The following is a 14,353-nucleotide window of genomic DNA, read 5'->3' on the forward strand; positions in this document are numbered from 1 at the left end:
GTTATGTTGCTTAAAATCAGTCAAAGCCTGTGTCTGGGCTTCGGTCTCATCTGGTCGTCTACCCTGTTTGCAGCCGTAAAAGAATATCATCTGGTCATTGATGAAAGCCCGATCAATCTCACCGGAAAGACGGTCAAGCGTATCACTGTAAACGGAAAATTCCCTGCACCCTTGCTGGAATTTGAAGAAGGTGATGATGCAGTCATTCATGTACAAAACAACCTGAACAATCAGGATACCTCGCTGCACTGGCATGGCCTCCTCCTGCCTGGGCTGATGGATGGTGTGCCCGGATTTAACGGTTTTCAGGGGATCAAACCGAAGCAGTCTTTTACTTATCGCTTCAAGGTTCGTCAAAACGGCACCTACTGGTATCACGCACATTCCAAAGGTCAGGAACAGGACGGCCTCTATGGCGCATTGGTGATTCGCCCCAAAGCACAGACATTACTACCTCCACATGAACAAACCGAGCGGGATTATGTGGTGATGCTGTCAGATTTTCACGAACAAAGCGGCCAGCAGATTCAGAACAATTTAAAAAAATCGGCCGAATATTATCAGAACCAGCGTGAAACCGTGGGCGATGTATTTAAGCAGGTGAAACGTGACGGCCTCAAGGCCACCTGGACAGACCGCAAGATGTGGAACCAGATGCGTATGCTGAAAACCGACCTATCTGATGTTACCGGTTATACCTTTCTGGTCAATGGAAAAACGCCGCAACAAAACTGGAGTGGCCAGTTCCAGCCCAATGAAAAAGTCCGCCTGCGTTTCATCAATGCTTCTGCCATGTCGTTTTTCGATGTGCGTATTCCTCAGCTGAAAATGACCGTGGTCAGCGCCGATGGACAAGCTGTACAGCCAGTCGCTGTAGATGAATTCCGGATCGGAACCGCTGAAACCTATGATGTGATTGTGGAACCCACTGCAGCGCATTACCAGATTGAAGCGGAATCGATCGACCGCTCAGGCTTTGCCATTGGCAGTCTGCATCAGGCAACTGATTCAATTAAAGCCTCGGCTCCGGTTCAATTACCGACACCGCGCCCTCGTGCCTTATTGACCATGGAAGATATGGGACATGGCGAACAGCATGACATGTCACATGACACACACAGCAGTCAGACCACTCAATCTGCAACTGGTACGCCTAAACATGATGGGCATGCCCAGCACGACATGCATGCAAGTCATAATGCCATGTCTGGAACCAATCAGCCTCATCAGCCTGTTGAGGGCTGGGCCAATATGTCTACGCCTGCAGGGCACAAAGCCTTGCAATATCAAGACCTCAAAGCTCTGACACCGCAACCTGATACCCGCGCAGCAGAACGTGAACTGGTGATTCGTCTGGGTGGAACCATGGAGCGCTACATCTGGACCGTTAACGGTAAAAAATTCAGTGATGCCGAACCACTTCAGGTGAAATATGGCGAGCGGATCCGGCTGAAATTTATCAATGACAGCATGATGGCCCATCCGATGCATTTGCATGGCATGTTTATGCAGCTGGAAAATGGTCAGTCTGCTGCAAATATGCCAAATAAACACACTGTGATTGTGCCGCCCGGGAAAACGGTGACTACCCTGCTCACAGCAGACGAACTGGGAGAATGGGCAATTCACTGCCATCTGCTCTATCACATGAGTGCCGGTATGATGAACAAGCTGATTGTGGCACAGGTTGACGAAGATCAAGCATCTCACCCTTCTTCACAAAAAATGCCATCAAAGCCAGCAGCTGTTCAAGGAGAAAGCCATGCACATCACTAATCTTTTGGTAAAGTCAGTGCTCAGCAGTGCACTTACCCTAAGCAGTCTGAGTATTTTTGCGGCAGCTTCTAGCGAGCATACGGGTCATAATGAACATCAGCATCATAGCGGGCATCATGCCATGCAAAACATGGCTGATAACCACGCACAGCATACTGAAACTGCAGATGCCGCATCCTATCAACCGCCACCAAAGTTATTGCATCAACAGCATGCACTGAGCACACCACAAAATTCAGTCAGTTCTGCCAGCGAACATGATCATCGTAAAGAACATGGTGCACAGATTTATAGCCAGATTATTCTGGACCAGAAATGGCAGCATAGTTCAGAGGGAAATGGGGCATTCAAGTCCAAGAACCAAGCCAGAATTGGCACGGATGAAAATAAAATCTTCCTCAAGCTAGAAGCCGACAAACATGAATCGCATCAGGCCGAATATGATGCCAAAGTGCTGTATAGCCGAAATATTTCCGATTTCTGGGATGTGCAGACCGGGGTGCGCTATCGACAGGAAAATTTAGCCGAGCCTGCTACACAACAGCAGAACGAGCGTTTCGATACGGTATTTGGCCTGCATGGCTTGGCCCCCTACTTTTTCGAAACGGATGCTCATCTCTATGTCGGTGAAGATGACTTTGTCGGATTAAAACTGGAAACAGAGCGTGACCTGTTACTGACTCAGAAACTGATTATGCAACCCTTTGTCGAACTGGATGTCATCCTGAATGATCAGGCAGCGAATGCGAAAAAAACTGGTCTTAGTCATGCAACCTTGGGCCTGGAAACACGCTATGAACTGAGCAAAAAGCTCATGCCTTATCTGGAAGTGGGTTATGAATATAGTAAAGGCAACAAACAGACAGCCTGGCAGCAAAGCTCTGATTCTGAAAAAGGCTGGATCTATGGTGCAGGTCTGAAAATGATGTTCTAAATTTTTGATACAGAAAATTATGCAGCTACGGGATATGAAGCGCCATTCATGCCTCGTAGCGCTATGGCACTATACATTTGGCTGAGAAAGATTTTTTAAGCCTATGAACTGTACATGCAATGCTTTTCTGTACTTTCCCGCTCATTAAGACACTTGTTATTTTGCAAAAAACTAGTCTTCATCGCCTTGATTTCTACTGTTACTTTTAGCCACCAAAGTGCCTAACATAATGATAAAGGTACTCACGCCGCCAATTAACAGGCTCATCAATCCCATTTCCAGCATAAAATTGCTATCGCCAGTCTCAGGGGCACCCCACAAAAATTGAAGCCGATCACCAAAAACAAAATTGATCCCACATACAATCAGAAATCCAATCAAGGTGGCAATCAGTAAAGTGACCACCAAGTTCTTCCACATTTTACATCCGACGAACAGGATGATCATGGCCAGTCCAACCATGGTGATGATGGATATAAGTAACACACTGTTCCAGTAATCCATGAGACTCACTCGTATTTGGTTTTAAATTAAAATCAAGAAATTCTTATAGTTAATTTTTCCAATTGAATTTTAATATAGGTGGATTTTTATACACAAACAATGACGATAACTATCTTAAAACTACAAATACTAATTTACCCAAAGTTATAAAATACACTGACTTAGTAAAATCTTGCTGGGTACTGAACGATTTTGATTAACATAAAGTAACACAAACACAACGTGTATTTATTGTTTAGCTTCGCTAAAGCTTAAATGCAAATGATAAAGCTCAAGCGAATCAGCTTGAAATGCTTTAAAAAACAAGAATTGAGCTACTTTTATAAGAAAAATAAATAATAAATATAAAAAACTTGAATATTTTCTGATTTAGGCTATGCTGTCTTTAACTAGAAAAAAGCGTTGTTTAGTTAAGCTTCTTTAAGTGCCGCAGTATTATTTATAATCCTCAGTTTTTTCAGATCTTTATTTCAATTCTTGTTGTTTTTCCAAGTTATCCATAGTCATTTGCATGACTAAAATTATTAAAATTTAACAGGTTATATTATGTCTACTACAGTTACCGGTACAGTAAAATGGTTTAACGAAACTAAAGGTTTTGGTTTTATTCAACAAGAATCAGGTCCTGACGTTTTTGCACACTTTAAAGAAATCAGCAGTTCTGGTTTCAAAACTTTGTTTGAAGGTCAGCGCGTTTCTTTTAGCGTGGTTGATGGTCAAAAAGGTCCAAATGCGATCAATATCGTTGCGCTATAATTTAGCACAGCAATAAGAAAAAGCACCTTCAGGTGCTTTTTTTAGCTCTGAAGATTCATAATTTTGGTGAAAGGTTTTCTACTCCTCTATTTAGCTCATTAACAGTGAATTTTTAAGAATCATGTTCTGAATCATTGCTGTTGTAAGCGTTGCTCTATAAAGAAATAGAAATGAAAAACCCCTGGCATCTGCCAGGGGTTTTCCGTATGGGTTCGCTTAGTATAACTCCTGTCGTACCTTACTTTCCTTGTATTTATCTATTGTTATTCTTGTGTGGAACCTCCTGTTCCTGTTAAAGCCATCATAGGAAATTTCCACTATTCAAAACAGCCGCAAAGTGCTGGAATTGATGTAAGCGAATGCTTACAAGAATAGACAGAGATAATAAATTTCAAATACTTAGAAAATCGAGCATCTATAAAAAAAGGAAGCTTAAGCTTCCTTTTCTATGCCAATCCAGGCTTAGATCCCGTATTTAACACGGTAATCTTCCATTTTCGCCAAAGCTTCTAGGTCGCCTTTCGCTTCCAGATAGTCCATTAAATCTTTCATGGTAATTAAGGCATGTACAGGAATCTCAAGCTCTTGCTGCACTTCCTGAATGGCAGATAAATCACCCTGACCTTTCTCCTGACGATCAAGCGCCACAAGTACACCGGCAATTTGGGCACCGGCATTTTTCAGGATGGTCACGACTTCACGAATCGCTGTGCCTGCCGTAATTACGTCATCAATGATCCAGACTTTTTTACCTTCTACAGAAGCACCAACCAATACGCCACCCTCGCCATGATCTTTGGCTTCTTTGCGATTAAAACCCCACGGCACACTTACCCCATGATTTTGCGACAGAGCCACAGCAGTTGCTGCCACAAAAGGAATGCCTTTATAGGCAGGGCCAAAAATCACTTCAACATGGTCACATTCAGTCAGTTTCGCTGCATAGCCAGAAGCCAGCAGGGTCAAGGCTTCACCATCATTCAACAGACCCGCATTAAAAAAATAGGGACTCACACGCCCCGATTTTAAAGTAAACTCACCAAATTTAAGCACACCGCGTGATAATGCGAGTTCGATAAAAGCTTGCGGGTTAAACTGAGCTGGCGTTGACATGAGGTGCTCCTAAATCCATTAATTAAGGTAAGACTTGCGCATGATACCAAAGAGTAGCTATCCAGGTGATCAAAAAATTCTTCGCGTCGTTTCAATTAATGTCAACGGCTTACGTTCATCTGTCACCAAAGGCCTATTGGAATGGATGGAACAGTCTGATGCCGACGTGATTTGCATGCAGGAAAGCCGGATCACGCATGCGCAGTGGACGGACAAATTCAAGCCTGAAGGCTGGTACACGCACCTGTTTCCTGCCGAGCGTCCGGGTTATGCCGGTACGGCCATTTATAGCCGTCTGCCTTTTGTATCTTTAACTGATGGCCTGGGTTTTGAACTGGCCGATTCACAAGGCCGTTTTATTGCCGCTGAATTTGACTTGGGTTTAGATCAAACTGTACAGATCTGTTCCCTGTATCTGCCTTCGGGTTCATCAGGCGATGAAGCGCAAGCACGTAAAGATCACTTTCTGGAAGAATACGCAAAAATTCTGAAACAGTGGCGCGATGAAAATAAATCGGTGATTGTCTGCGGTGACTATAATATCGTGCATAAACGTATTGATATTAAAAACTGGTCGGGTAACCAGAAAGCCTCGGGTTGCTTGCCGCATGAACGTGCCTGGCTGGATCATATCTACGATGAGCTTGGTTATGTCGATACTTTCCGTGAAGTGCGTAAAGAAGCCGAGCTGTATTCCTGGTGGTCAAACCGTGGTCAGGCGCGTGCCAAGAATGTTGGTTGGCGGATTGATTATCATGCCTGCTCTCCGGACTGGAAAGAGCGTACCGTTAATGCCTGGGTCTATAAAGAACAATGGTTTAGCGACCATGCCCCCGTGATCATCGACTACAAACTATAATCTTCATTATTTAATTGAGTGAACATACGTTCACTCAATTAAGGCTTATCTCTTACATGACATGACGTATTTTTTGGGTTTATCTTAATGTAATAACATAGCATTATAGCGTTACGGCACAAGGACATGTCAGGACGACAACATAAGGACAGGACGCCGTAGGACGAAAATAAAACAGACTATAGATTTAGCTTGTTTTGCATGGATGTGACATTGGACGTTGGATTGAGACCCGCATGATCAGGATGATTAAATGCGGGTTTTCTATTTCTATTATTCCCAAATTTTTATTTTTCTTATTATTTAGATTGTTCTTTTTCTTGCTGCTCATGTTAAAGCTGCTTGATGTCATTTTGATGACATGACTTTTCTGGTATTTAAAATTTTTTCTTTTTTTTCATTTGCTTTTGCATGGTTTGCTGCTGCCAATTTGGTTAAGCTAGTTCATGATTTAAATTTTTTAGATGGCAGCTATGTTAAAAATTTACGGAATTAAAAATTGTAGTTCGATGAAAAAAGCCTTTGATCTGCTGACGGAGCAAGGTCTGAGTTATGAATTTCATGATTATAAAAAACAGGGCATCGATGCTGAAACCGTCAAAACCTGGCTGGATGCCTTGGGTCAGGACGTGGTTCTGAACAAGAAAGGCACTACCTGGCGTAAACTCAGTGAAGAAGAGCAACAGGCCACCCTGTCAAGTGAAAATGCCTTAATTAATGCATTAACCACCCATACCAGTTTAATCAAACGTCCAATCTTGGCAACCTCTACAGGATTTATTGCCGGTTTTGATGAAACAGCTTATCGTAGCTTAGCCCACTAATATCTTGTATTGAATAACACTCATAAAAAAGCCTGACATCGATCAGGCTTTTGTATATCTGCTTAAAATAAATTAGTTGGCACGAATCCAAGTCTGGTTACGACCCAATGCCGCTACACCGATGAAACCACGTAGCTCAAGTTTCTTGCCACCGTCTGCCAGCTGGCCTTTCAACTTATAGGTTTTACCGGATTGCGGATCCAGGATCGAACCGCTGTCATAGCTAGTCCCGCCAGCATTTTTTAGACCTTTAACAATGGTCAGGCCTTTCAGAGATTTGTTGTGATATGGACCTTCACATTTCTTGCAGGCATTTTCTTCACCTGGAGTTAACACAGACTGAATACTGGCTGACAAAGTGCCGTTCTTTTGTTCAGTGAATTTAACCATGGCCTTAGGCTGCTTGGTTTTATCATCAATGGTTTTCCATACCGTGCCATTTAAAGGATCCGCGGCATTCGCCAATGCAGATAAGCCTAGTAGTCCTAACGTAAGCGCTATTTTTTTCATTTTTCTTCATTTCCTTAGTCTGAAAATAGACCCATGTAGTATTAAAAAGTCACAACAATTTTTCAATTTTTAGGTGTGACTATTTAGTGTAACCTTGTAAATATGGTTGGTAAATAATCTACACGATCAATAAAAGCACAAAAAGATGGAAGGAAGATGAAGATAAGCCCGCTAACGAAACAATTAATTACAGAAAGCTTTTTAAAAACGGCCATTCGTGCCCCGAGCAGATTCAGTCTTCCACCGAGTTCAATGCGCATTGCTCTGGAACAGATGTGCAAACTTTTCCCTCAGGATAAAACGGTACAGATTCGCTCGCTTCGATTGGCCGGACTGCGCGCGGAAGAAATTAAGCCGCAGCAGGAATCGACCCAGCTGATTTTTCATATTCATGGCGGCGCATTTTACTTAGGTTCTTTAAATACCCATCGTGCCTTTATGACTCAAATTGCGGCTCGAACCCAGATGCAGGTGCTGCATGTCGATTATCCGCTATCACCCGAATCTGCCTATCCAGAAGCGTTGGAAGCCTTGTTTGATGTCTATAATCTGCTACTGGATCAAGGTGTTCAGGCCAAAGATATTATTCTGTCCGGCGATTCTTGCGGTGCCAATCTGGCCTTGGCGCTGGCACTCAAAATACAGCAGGAAAGTCTGCCACAGGTCAGCGGTCTGATTCTGCTGTCTCCACTGCTGGATTTAACGTTGACCAGTGAATCTTTACGTTATAACCAGAAGCATGATGCCCTGCTGTCTCTGGAAACGGTTCAAACCGGGATTGAATATTATGTGCCGCGTTCGATTGATCGTGGTGATCCGGAAGTTTCTCCTTTTTTTGCCGATTTAGCCGGCTTGCCACCGATTCATATTCAGGTAGGTTCCAAGGAAATTCTGCTGGATGATGCTAGTCGTTTTAAAGAAAAAGCGGAACAGGCGGGTGTCGAGGTCGAATTTAAACTCTATACCGGCATGTGGCACAACTTCCAGATGTTCAGTGCCTGGTTCGATGAAGCCAAACAGGCGCTGACCGATCTTGCAGAATTTGCCCATCGTCTGGACCGAGATTAAGCATGATTTAGCATATAAAAAAGGTCAGCCGTAGCTGACCCTTTGAAAAGAGGTTTTAGGTTTTAAATGGCCTGAACTTGCTGCAATGCAGTTTGCAATGCTTGGGCTTTAACCGCTTCGCCCATGTTCACTCCTTCAGCACGAATCACTTCGATATCATTCACACCGGTAAAGTTAAACACGGTTTTCAGGAAAGCCTCCTGAAAATCAGCCGGGCTTTGCTCGCCATAGACACCACCACGGCTGCTGGCGATATACACTTTTTTATTGCCCGCCAGACCCACAGGACCTTGTTCGGTATATTTAAAGGTACGTCCCGCGACACAGATCCGGTCAATCCAGGCTTTTAAGGTCGATGGCAAACCGAAGTTATACATCGCTGCACCAATCACCACGACATCAGCCTGTAAATATTGATCTAAAATTTCCTCGCCCAATGCCGTCTGTTCTGCATTCTGCCCCATTAAAATTTCGGCAGTAAGATGGGGAATAGGCTGTGCTGCCAGATCCAGGTACTCAACTTCAATGGCCTCAGCATATTTTTGCTGCAATTGTTCCACCACGGCCTGAGTCAACTGACGCGAAATAGAAGCATCTCCTAAAATACTGGAATCAATCTGTAAAACTTTCATGGCTTCGCTCTTTATCTTTGGTTGTTTCTAACAATGCAGCCATTTTAACGATTGACCATATTGAAATAATTAGCACAAATAAAACACATCATCCTGAATTTAGAACAAAACTGTATGCCTCTTAACCTCTTTAATTTTGATGAGAACCCTTTGGTATAGCCTAGATCACTTATGCTATAGGCAAAGAATGAGCAGATCAGATATCAACTAAATCACAAAAATGTTTTAAATATTGTTGTTTATCAAGCATTCAAACTTATGTTATCTTGTGTAAATAAAGCTATAAATATCCAATAAGTCTTAAAAAATCTGCCATAACAATTAAAGTCAGACCGGGACCATGAAGCGAATATCGCCTGTATTAGAAAAAGTGCTAAGACACAGAATCAAGAAATATCTGGTCGAAGATGAAGTCGTGATGAACTGGCGTATCCTGAAGAAATGCATCCTGATGCTGACTTTGGGATGCGGTGTACATCTGACCTGGCTCGGCTGGGATCTCTTTGTTTTATTCAATCCTGAGTATTGGCAATATGTACAGATTGAACGGGTTCATTCACAAGTCGTGCTGAACGGCAGTTTTTTATTGATTTTAGCCTTACTGATTTATCCTTGTTATAAATTTCAGGGCAACCGTCTGGTGGAACGTTATCTACCCTATCTGGCAGTCGGCACCTTTGTGGTTTCGCTATGCCGGGATGCCTATATTGTCGGCGTGATCAGCCCTGTGGCCACGACCTCCTATGTCTGTTTAATTATGGTGGGACTGGTGCTGCTCCATCGCACGCTGGTTTATAGCATGCTGATTCCAGCGTCAATTTTCCTAGGCGGATGTGCCTATTTAAGTTTCAGTCATCAATTGCCTTATTCACCGCTATTTAATATCGATGACAAGCTTTTCTATAATGGTTTCTGGCTGTTATCGATGCTGTATTTCATTTTGCCAATTCTGGCCGTCTGTATGGTCTTATTCGAGATTCTGCTCAGTCAATGGCGGCATCGTGAGCAGCTGATCAAACAACTGAGTCAGATTGATCCGCTCACCAATCTGTTTAACCGCCGTAGTATCAACCAATGTCTGGATAAACTGAATGCCGCAGCCACTCCCAATTATGCTTTAGTGCTATTAGATCTGGATCATTTCAAGAAAATTAATGATCACTATGGCCATCATAAGGGCGATGAAACCTTAGTTGAAGTGAGTGCTGTACTGAACCAGCAATTGCGCGAAAGTGATGTGGTCGGCCGTTTTGGCGGGGAAGAATTTATTTTGGTGCTTAAAAATACCAGTCTGGAAAAAGCCGAGCAAGTGGCTGAACGCTGTCGCATCGCCATTCAGCAATTGCAGATTTTCAGTGATGAGGGTGAGCTGATTCCAGTGACCGCTAGTTTCGGGATTGCCATTTCTAGCGCGGAATTACGCCCACAACAATTATTGAGTCAGGCCGATCAGGCACTTTATCAAGCCAAAGCCGGTGGGCGTAATCTGGTCAAAGCCTATGCTGAAGCGGTTCCAGCACAGATGCAGGTTTCTTAAACGGGTTCAGCTTTTTTTAAGAACTAAATTATGGATTTTCACTTTGAGCCAGTGCTTGCAGCTGTGCCAGCAATTCTGCCTCGCTAAAAGCACCGGTTAAACGTAAACCCCTAATTTCCTGCTGCTGCGCATTCAAGAATAAATACGTCGGCGGCCCGAGAATTTCCCATTGGTTTAACAGCGCTTGATGAGAGACATTATATTGGCTTAAATCCAGCTTGATCAGGAAATATGGCGCAAGCGCCTGCTGTACCGCTGCAGATTTTAAAATACGATGTTCGATCGGCTGACAGGCAACACACCAGTCGGCGTAGACATCAATAATAATCTTTTGCCCTTGTGGTGCCCTGTCCAAAATCTGCTGAAATTCTGCTGCACTACGTGCCACATGCCACTTGGCTTCTGTACTCACCTGCTCCACAAAAAACCGCTGACTATGCTGATATTGGCTATAAGCAATATAAGGCACGGCCAGTACCAGACACAGGATATACAGCCATCTTAGACCAGTGCGATGCCAGAAAATCCGGAACAGCACATAAGCCACGAAGGTCATGCCCAAAGCTAAGGATAACCACTGTAAAGCGGCTTCTGAAATCAGTGGGCGAATAAAATACAGCGCTAGCGCCAGCATGATAAAGGCAAAGAGCACTTTGATCTGATTCATCCAGTGCCCGGCTTTAGGCAGAATCCGTGCACCCAGAATACTGGCCAGCAATAAAGGCGTGCCCATCCCAAAACCTAAAGTAAACAGCAGTAAAGCTCCCTGCCACTGACTTTGCGTCTGGGAAATAAACAATAATGCGCCTGCCAGCGGTGCGGTCATGCATGGCCCCACCAGAAGCGCCGAAATCATGCCCATGACACCGGCACTGACCAGACTGCCTCCCTGCTGCATGGCCTGTGCCCGATCCAGACGATGAACCAGACGTTGCGGCAGTTTGATTTCAAACAGGCCAAACAGATTCAGGGCAAACAGGACAAACAGGATGCTAAATGCGATCAGGGTTCCCGGTTGCTGCAACCAGCGCTGAAAATTCAGACCAGCTGAAGACGCAATTAAGCCGAGTACCGCATAGACAGTAGCCATACTGCTGACAAAAGTCAGTGCAATCATCCAGGCTTTCAGGCCTTTACTATCTCGTACAATCAGCGAGGTCAGAATCGGCAACATCGGCAAGGAACACGGTGTAAAAGCCAGTAAAATGCCTAAGCCAAAGAACAGCAAAAGCCCATAGCCCAAAGAGCGTTCAAGCAGTTGGGCTGACCATTTCTGGTCTTGTGCTGCATAGGGTTCAGTTTGTGTGTTGGCTGATGCAGAGATTTCATTTGCTGTAGATTCTGAGGAATCTGCTGTATTAAACAGGGTATTGTGTTGCAGTGATGAAGTATTCAGATCGAGTAAACGCTTTGTTCCTGATCCGGCAGCTTCGAATTGCACCAGACCGGACAAATCGGTCTTGAACTGAATGGTTTGTGGCGGATAACAGATCCGGTCTTTGGCACAACCCTGCCAACTGACCTGATAGGATCGCCCCGCCTGAGTCGGGATCTGAAACTTTAACTGCTGATAATAAACCTGGGTATGTCCATAGTTATCATCATACAAATCTTCAGCGGGTGGCAACTCAAACGACACCGGCTGGTTGCCCTGCCGGACTTCAATTTTATGCTGATACAGATAATAGTTGTCTGGAATCTGCCAACTCAGTTCAGCCTGCTGCTGACTGGTGGAGATCACGCTCACAGGAAAAGCCTGCTCGGCAGACAACAATGCAGTTTCCGCCTGAGCAGGACTGCTGAACAAGGTGCTTCCCAAAATAACCAGGGCAAGCATTTTCCCCCAGGTCGGGAACTGCGAGTATTTCATCATCTGTGAGTTGAATAACTTAGAACAGCACAGAGAAACCTAGGCCTGAGAAGTAACTTCGATCTGCACCATCCAGATCTACACCGACATTCGCATCCAATTGGACACGGTCGTTTAAGGCATACATAACCCCGGTACCGAGCGCGTATTGATTATCGACACTTTCAGCTTTACGGTAAATCAGTTCAGAATAACCTGACCAGCGATCAGTAATGCGGTAGCCTAGAGAAGGAATCGCAGACACTGCCCAGTTGCTGTCCTGCCATTCATAACGCATGGTCAATGCGGTACTGACCAAGTCATTATATTGATACGACACGACAGAACCCAAGCTGTAAATATCTTCTTCATTAGTGAAACCGGCATTGCCTGTTGCAATGATGGCTTCGGCCAGCAAAGCCATACTGAGTTTGTCATCATCCAAATCAATGGCCTTTTTCAGACCAATACTAACATCGCCCAGACCATCATCTTCTTCGGTCTGGCCATTGGATTTCACTTGGGTCCAGGTCGGGCCAGCCCAACCTAAACGCAATTCCAGATCATCACTGAGTCCGGTACGTAACAACATATCTGCACTGAGTGTGGTCACGGTCTGATCGCCCGACTTGCTATAACGCGCTGTAGGCAAGCCTTGCTCCCAAGCGACATTTCCGACTGGAGTAATTCCAGTACTCAGACCCTCACCTGGTCGATCAAATTCAAAATCTGCTGCGAAAAGCTGTGCACTACAACCGGCCAGTGCAATCAAACCCAAGGTTTTTAATGTTGTCATGTTGGAGCTCTTTATTAAAATTTAACTGAGTTCTTTGGTCATTTTTGCGCCATGCTTGCGAAGCAGTTCTAGCGTCTGTTTTTCTTCGTCTAAAGCTTCTGACCAGTTGATTTCATCAAAATCACAATCAAAGAATAGATCACTAATTGAAGATAAAATAGTCATGCCATCTTCATCTTTGCTATTTGGATCGACTTTTTCATCCAGTAAACGCTGTACAGCCGGTGCACATGCGGCACTCGCGGCATCCCAGAGCGGGCCATAAATTTCTTCTGCATCCCACAGATGCAGATTCACTTTGGCCTGGATCAGTTCTTCCAGAATCTGTAAATGTACCGCCAAACGTGCCTGTTTCTCATCTTCTGAAAGTGGTGTACCGGCTTCATACAGTTCACACACCTCTTCCCACCATTTGAACAGGCCATCTGACCAGACCGAAATCACCGGGCCTTTGTCATGATCAATAAAATTCGGGTTGAGTCCATCTGCCAGCAGCTGTTTAACCTGGTCCAGATTTAATTCTTCGAGTGATTGCACAAAAAGCTGTTGTTGCGCAGTTAACATGATGGAGCTCACTTTGATTCGTTTTCGACTATTATGCCGAATAAAGCAGGATTTGTTGTGCTTCTCATAACTATATTTTTGTTTAATACGAAAAAAGCCCCGCAGGGCTTTTTCAAATCGGTTCGGCTTAGTCTTCGATATCCGCAGTATCTGTGTCTGCTAGTTCGAGAGCACCAGGACGAACATTGTCTTTTTTCTCGATCACATGTTCCAGACTACGTTTTAGTCGGTCAATTGCACCATGGATCGCAGTATCGACATTATGGCCACGATGATTGACTACGACAGGTTTCAAGCCTGCAGGACGCGCTTCAATCATACAACGAATATCGTCATCGCCGCCTTTGGCGCCATTTTCATCACTAAGATGGACTGAAAAATGGGTAATACGTTCGCTGTGGCGCTGGAATTCTTGATTTAATTCTTCCCGTACATAAGTAATTAAACGATCACTATTCTGAATGTGGTTATCGGTACGAAGTTCAATATTCATATATTACCATCCTCAATCTTTGTAACTTTTGAGTGCAAAATTTTTTATCTTGGCACGTTTGTAGCTTGCTGTTTCGCATCGGATTTCACTTCTTCAAATGATTGGAATCACACCCTCCATTTTGAATGATGAACACAT

General features: G+C 44.1%; 15 protein-coding genes. 7 read left to right on the forward strand and 8 right to left on the reverse strand.

All coding sequences use genetic code 11. The annotated features are described in order from the left end of the window. Window positions 1-3: 3 nt before the first annotated feature. Both NI468_RS04220 and NI468_RS04225 read left to right on the forward strand, forming a co-directional pair. Complete coding sequence (locus tag NI468_RS04220; RefSeq protein WP_253100147.1) at window positions 4-1,776, forward strand: copper resistance system multicopper oxidase; 1,773 nt, start codon at window positions 4-6, stop codon at window positions 1,774-1,776. Beyond that, window positions 1,763-2,710, forward strand: a complete 948-nt coding sequence (locus NI468_RS04225; RefSeq protein ID WP_253100149.1) for a copper resistance protein B — start codon at window positions 1,763-1,765, stop codon at window positions 2,708-2,710. The genes NI468_RS04220 and NI468_RS04225 overlap by 14 nt, the downstream gene beginning before the upstream one ends. Window positions 2,711-2,881: 171 nt before the next feature. Here NI468_RS04225 and NI468_RS04230 read toward each other — a convergent pair whose 3' ends face one another. Further along, the gene (locus tag NI468_RS04230) at window positions 2,882-3,214 is read right to left on the reverse strand and encodes a hypothetical protein (RefSeq protein WP_253100152.1); all 333 of its coding nucleotides are present in this window, start codon (window positions 3,212-3,214) and stop codon (window positions 2,882-2,884) included. A 546-nt stretch (window positions 3,215-3,760) separates the two neighbouring features. On the opposite strand from NI468_RS04230, the gene NI468_RS04235 reads away from it, so the two are divergent. Further along, complete coding sequence (locus tag NI468_RS04235) at window positions 3,761-3,970, forward strand: cold-shock protein (RefSeq protein ID WP_004281299.1); 210 nt, start codon at window positions 3,761-3,763, stop codon at window positions 3,968-3,970. Between the two features lie 462 nt (window positions 3,971-4,432). Here the strand turns inward: NI468_RS04235 and pyrE are convergent, their stop codons facing one another. Continuing rightward, window positions 4,433-5,083, reverse strand: a complete 651-nt coding sequence (pyrE, locus tag NI468_RS04240; RefSeq protein WP_005267676.1) for an orotate phosphoribosyltransferase — start codon at window positions 5,081-5,083, stop codon at window positions 4,433-4,435. A gap of 40 nt (window positions 5,084-5,123) precedes the next feature. Between pyrE and NI468_RS04245 the strand changes: the two genes are divergently transcribed. Then, a complete protein-coding gene (locus NI468_RS04245) occupies window positions 5,124-5,942 on the forward strand; it encodes an exodeoxyribonuclease III (protein WP_004281295.1) in 819 nt (272 codons plus the stop codon). 473 nt (window positions 5,943-6,415) lie between these two features. Then, window positions 6,416-6,766 carry a Spx/MgsR family RNA polymerase-binding regulatory protein gene (locus NI468_RS04250; RefSeq protein ID WP_005105344.1) on the forward strand — a complete coding sequence of 117 codons (351 nt, stop codon included), beginning with the start codon at window positions 6,416-6,418 and terminating at the stop codon, window positions 6,764-6,766. Window positions 6,767-6,838: 72 nt separating this feature from the next. Here the strand turns inward: NI468_RS04250 and NI468_RS04255 are convergent, their stop codons facing one another. Further along, complete coding sequence (locus NI468_RS04255) at window positions 6,839-7,276, reverse strand: DUF2147 domain-containing protein (protein WP_005105342.1); 438 nt, start codon at window positions 7,274-7,276, stop codon at window positions 6,839-6,841. Window positions 7,277-7,432: 156 nt separating this feature from the next. Here NI468_RS04255 and NI468_RS04260 point away from each other — a divergent pair, with 156 nt between their 5' ends. Further along, window positions 7,433-8,344, forward strand: a complete 912-nt coding sequence (locus NI468_RS04260; protein WP_004729134.1) for an alpha/beta hydrolase — start codon at window positions 7,433-7,435, stop codon at window positions 8,342-8,344. Between the two features lie 62 nt (window positions 8,345-8,406). On the opposite strand, the gene NI468_RS04265 is transcribed toward NI468_RS04260, so the two are convergent. After that, window positions 8,407-8,976 (reverse strand): FMN-dependent NADH-azoreductase, encoded by a 570-nt coding sequence (locus tag NI468_RS04265; RefSeq protein WP_004281290.1) that lies wholly within the window; start codon window positions 8,974-8,976, stop codon window positions 8,407-8,409. 340 nt (window positions 8,977-9,316) lie between these two features. On the opposite strand from NI468_RS04265, the gene NI468_RS04270 reads away from it, so the two are divergent. Then, window positions 9,317-10,513, forward strand: coding sequence for a GGDEF domain-containing protein (locus tag NI468_RS04270; RefSeq protein ID WP_253100155.1), 1,197 nt, complete (start codon window positions 9,317-9,319; stop codon window positions 10,511-10,513). Window positions 10,514-10,541: 28 nt separating this feature from the next. Here NI468_RS04270 and dsbD read toward each other — a convergent pair whose 3' ends face one another. From dsbD to NI468_RS04290, 4 genes are all read right to left on the reverse strand, one after another. Continuing rightward, the gene (gene dsbD / locus NI468_RS04275; RefSeq protein WP_253100191.1) at window positions 10,542-12,383 is read right to left on the reverse strand and encodes a protein-disulfide reductase DsbD; all 1,842 of its coding nucleotides are present in this window, start codon (window positions 12,381-12,383) and stop codon (window positions 10,542-10,544) included. A 19-nt stretch (window positions 12,384-12,402) separates the two neighbouring features. Continuing rightward, the gene (locus tag NI468_RS04280) at window positions 12,403-13,158 is read right to left on the reverse strand and encodes a transporter (protein ID WP_253100158.1); all 756 of its coding nucleotides are present in this window, start codon (window positions 13,156-13,158) and stop codon (window positions 12,403-12,405) included. 21 nt (window positions 13,159-13,179) lie between these two features. Then, window positions 13,180-13,722: an ankyrin repeat domain-containing protein gene (locus tag NI468_RS04285; RefSeq protein WP_253100161.1), complete on the reverse strand. Its 543-nt coding sequence runs from the start codon at window positions 13,720-13,722 to the stop codon at window positions 13,180-13,182. Window positions 13,723-13,849: 127 nt separating this feature from the next. Next, window positions 13,850-14,215: an HPF/RaiA family ribosome-associated protein gene (locus NI468_RS04290; protein WP_004647220.1), complete on the reverse strand. Its 366-nt coding sequence runs from the start codon at window positions 14,213-14,215 to the stop codon at window positions 13,850-13,852. Window positions 14,216-14,353 lie beyond the last annotated feature (138 nt).

This window comes from Acinetobacter lwoffii (genome assembly GCF_024129355.1).
Taxonomy (GTDB): Bacteria; Pseudomonadota; Gammaproteobacteria; order Pseudomonadales; family Moraxellaceae; genus Acinetobacter; species Acinetobacter lwoffii_I.

Excerpts from the sequence above, each read along its gene's own strand:
- NI468_RS04220 (WP_253100147.1), top strand. The coding sequence starts at position 4 with ATGTTGCTTAAAATCAGTCAAAGCCTGTGTCTGGGCTTCGGTCTCATC.
- NI468_RS04225 (WP_253100149.1), top strand. The coding sequence starts at position 1,763 with ATGCACATCACTAATCTTTTGGTAAAGTCAGTGCTCAGCAGTGCACTT.
- NI468_RS04230 (WP_253100152.1), bottom strand. The coding sequence starts at position 3,214 with ATGGATTACTGGAACAGTGTGTTACTTATATCCATCATCACCATGGTT.
- NI468_RS04235 (WP_004281299.1), top strand. The coding sequence starts at position 3,761 with ATGTCTACTACAGTTACCGGTACAGTAAAATGGTTTAACGAAACTAAA.
- pyrE (WP_005267676.1), bottom strand. The coding sequence starts at position 5,083 with ATGTCAACGCCAGCTCAGTTTAACCCGCAAGCTTTTATCGAACTCGCA.
- NI468_RS04245 (WP_004281295.1), top strand. The coding sequence starts at position 5,124 with ATGATACCAAAGAGTAGCTATCCAGGTGATCAAAAAATTCTTCGCGTC.
- NI468_RS04250 (WP_005105344.1), top strand. The coding sequence starts at position 6,416 with ATGTTAAAAATTTACGGAATTAAAAATTGTAGTTCGATGAAAAAAGCC.
- NI468_RS04255 (WP_005105342.1), bottom strand. The coding sequence starts at position 7,276 with ATGAAAAAAATAGCGCTTACGTTAGGACTACTAGGCTTATCTGCATTG.
- NI468_RS04260 (WP_004729134.1), top strand. The coding sequence starts at position 7,433 with ATGAAGATAAGCCCGCTAACGAAACAATTAATTACAGAAAGCTTTTTA.
- NI468_RS04265 (WP_004281290.1), bottom strand. The coding sequence starts at position 8,976 with ATGAAAGTTTTACAGATTGATTCCAGTATTTTAGGAGATGCTTCTATT.
- NI468_RS04270 (WP_253100155.1), top strand. The coding sequence starts at position 9,317 with ATGAAGCGAATATCGCCTGTATTAGAAAAAGTGCTAAGACACAGAATC.
- dsbD (WP_253100191.1), bottom strand. The coding sequence starts at position 12,383 with ATGAAATACTCGCAGTTCCCGACCTGGGGGAAAATGCTTGCCCTGGTT.
- NI468_RS04280 (WP_253100158.1), bottom strand. The coding sequence starts at position 13,158 with ATGACAACATTAAAAACCTTGGGTTTGATTGCACTGGCCGGTTGTAGT.
- NI468_RS04285 (WP_253100161.1), bottom strand. The coding sequence starts at position 13,722 with ATGTTAACTGCGCAACAACAGCTTTTTGTGCAATCACTCGAAGAATTA.
- NI468_RS04290 (WP_004647220.1), bottom strand. The coding sequence starts at position 14,215 with ATGAATATTGAACTTCGTACCGATAACCACATTCAGAATAGTGATCGT.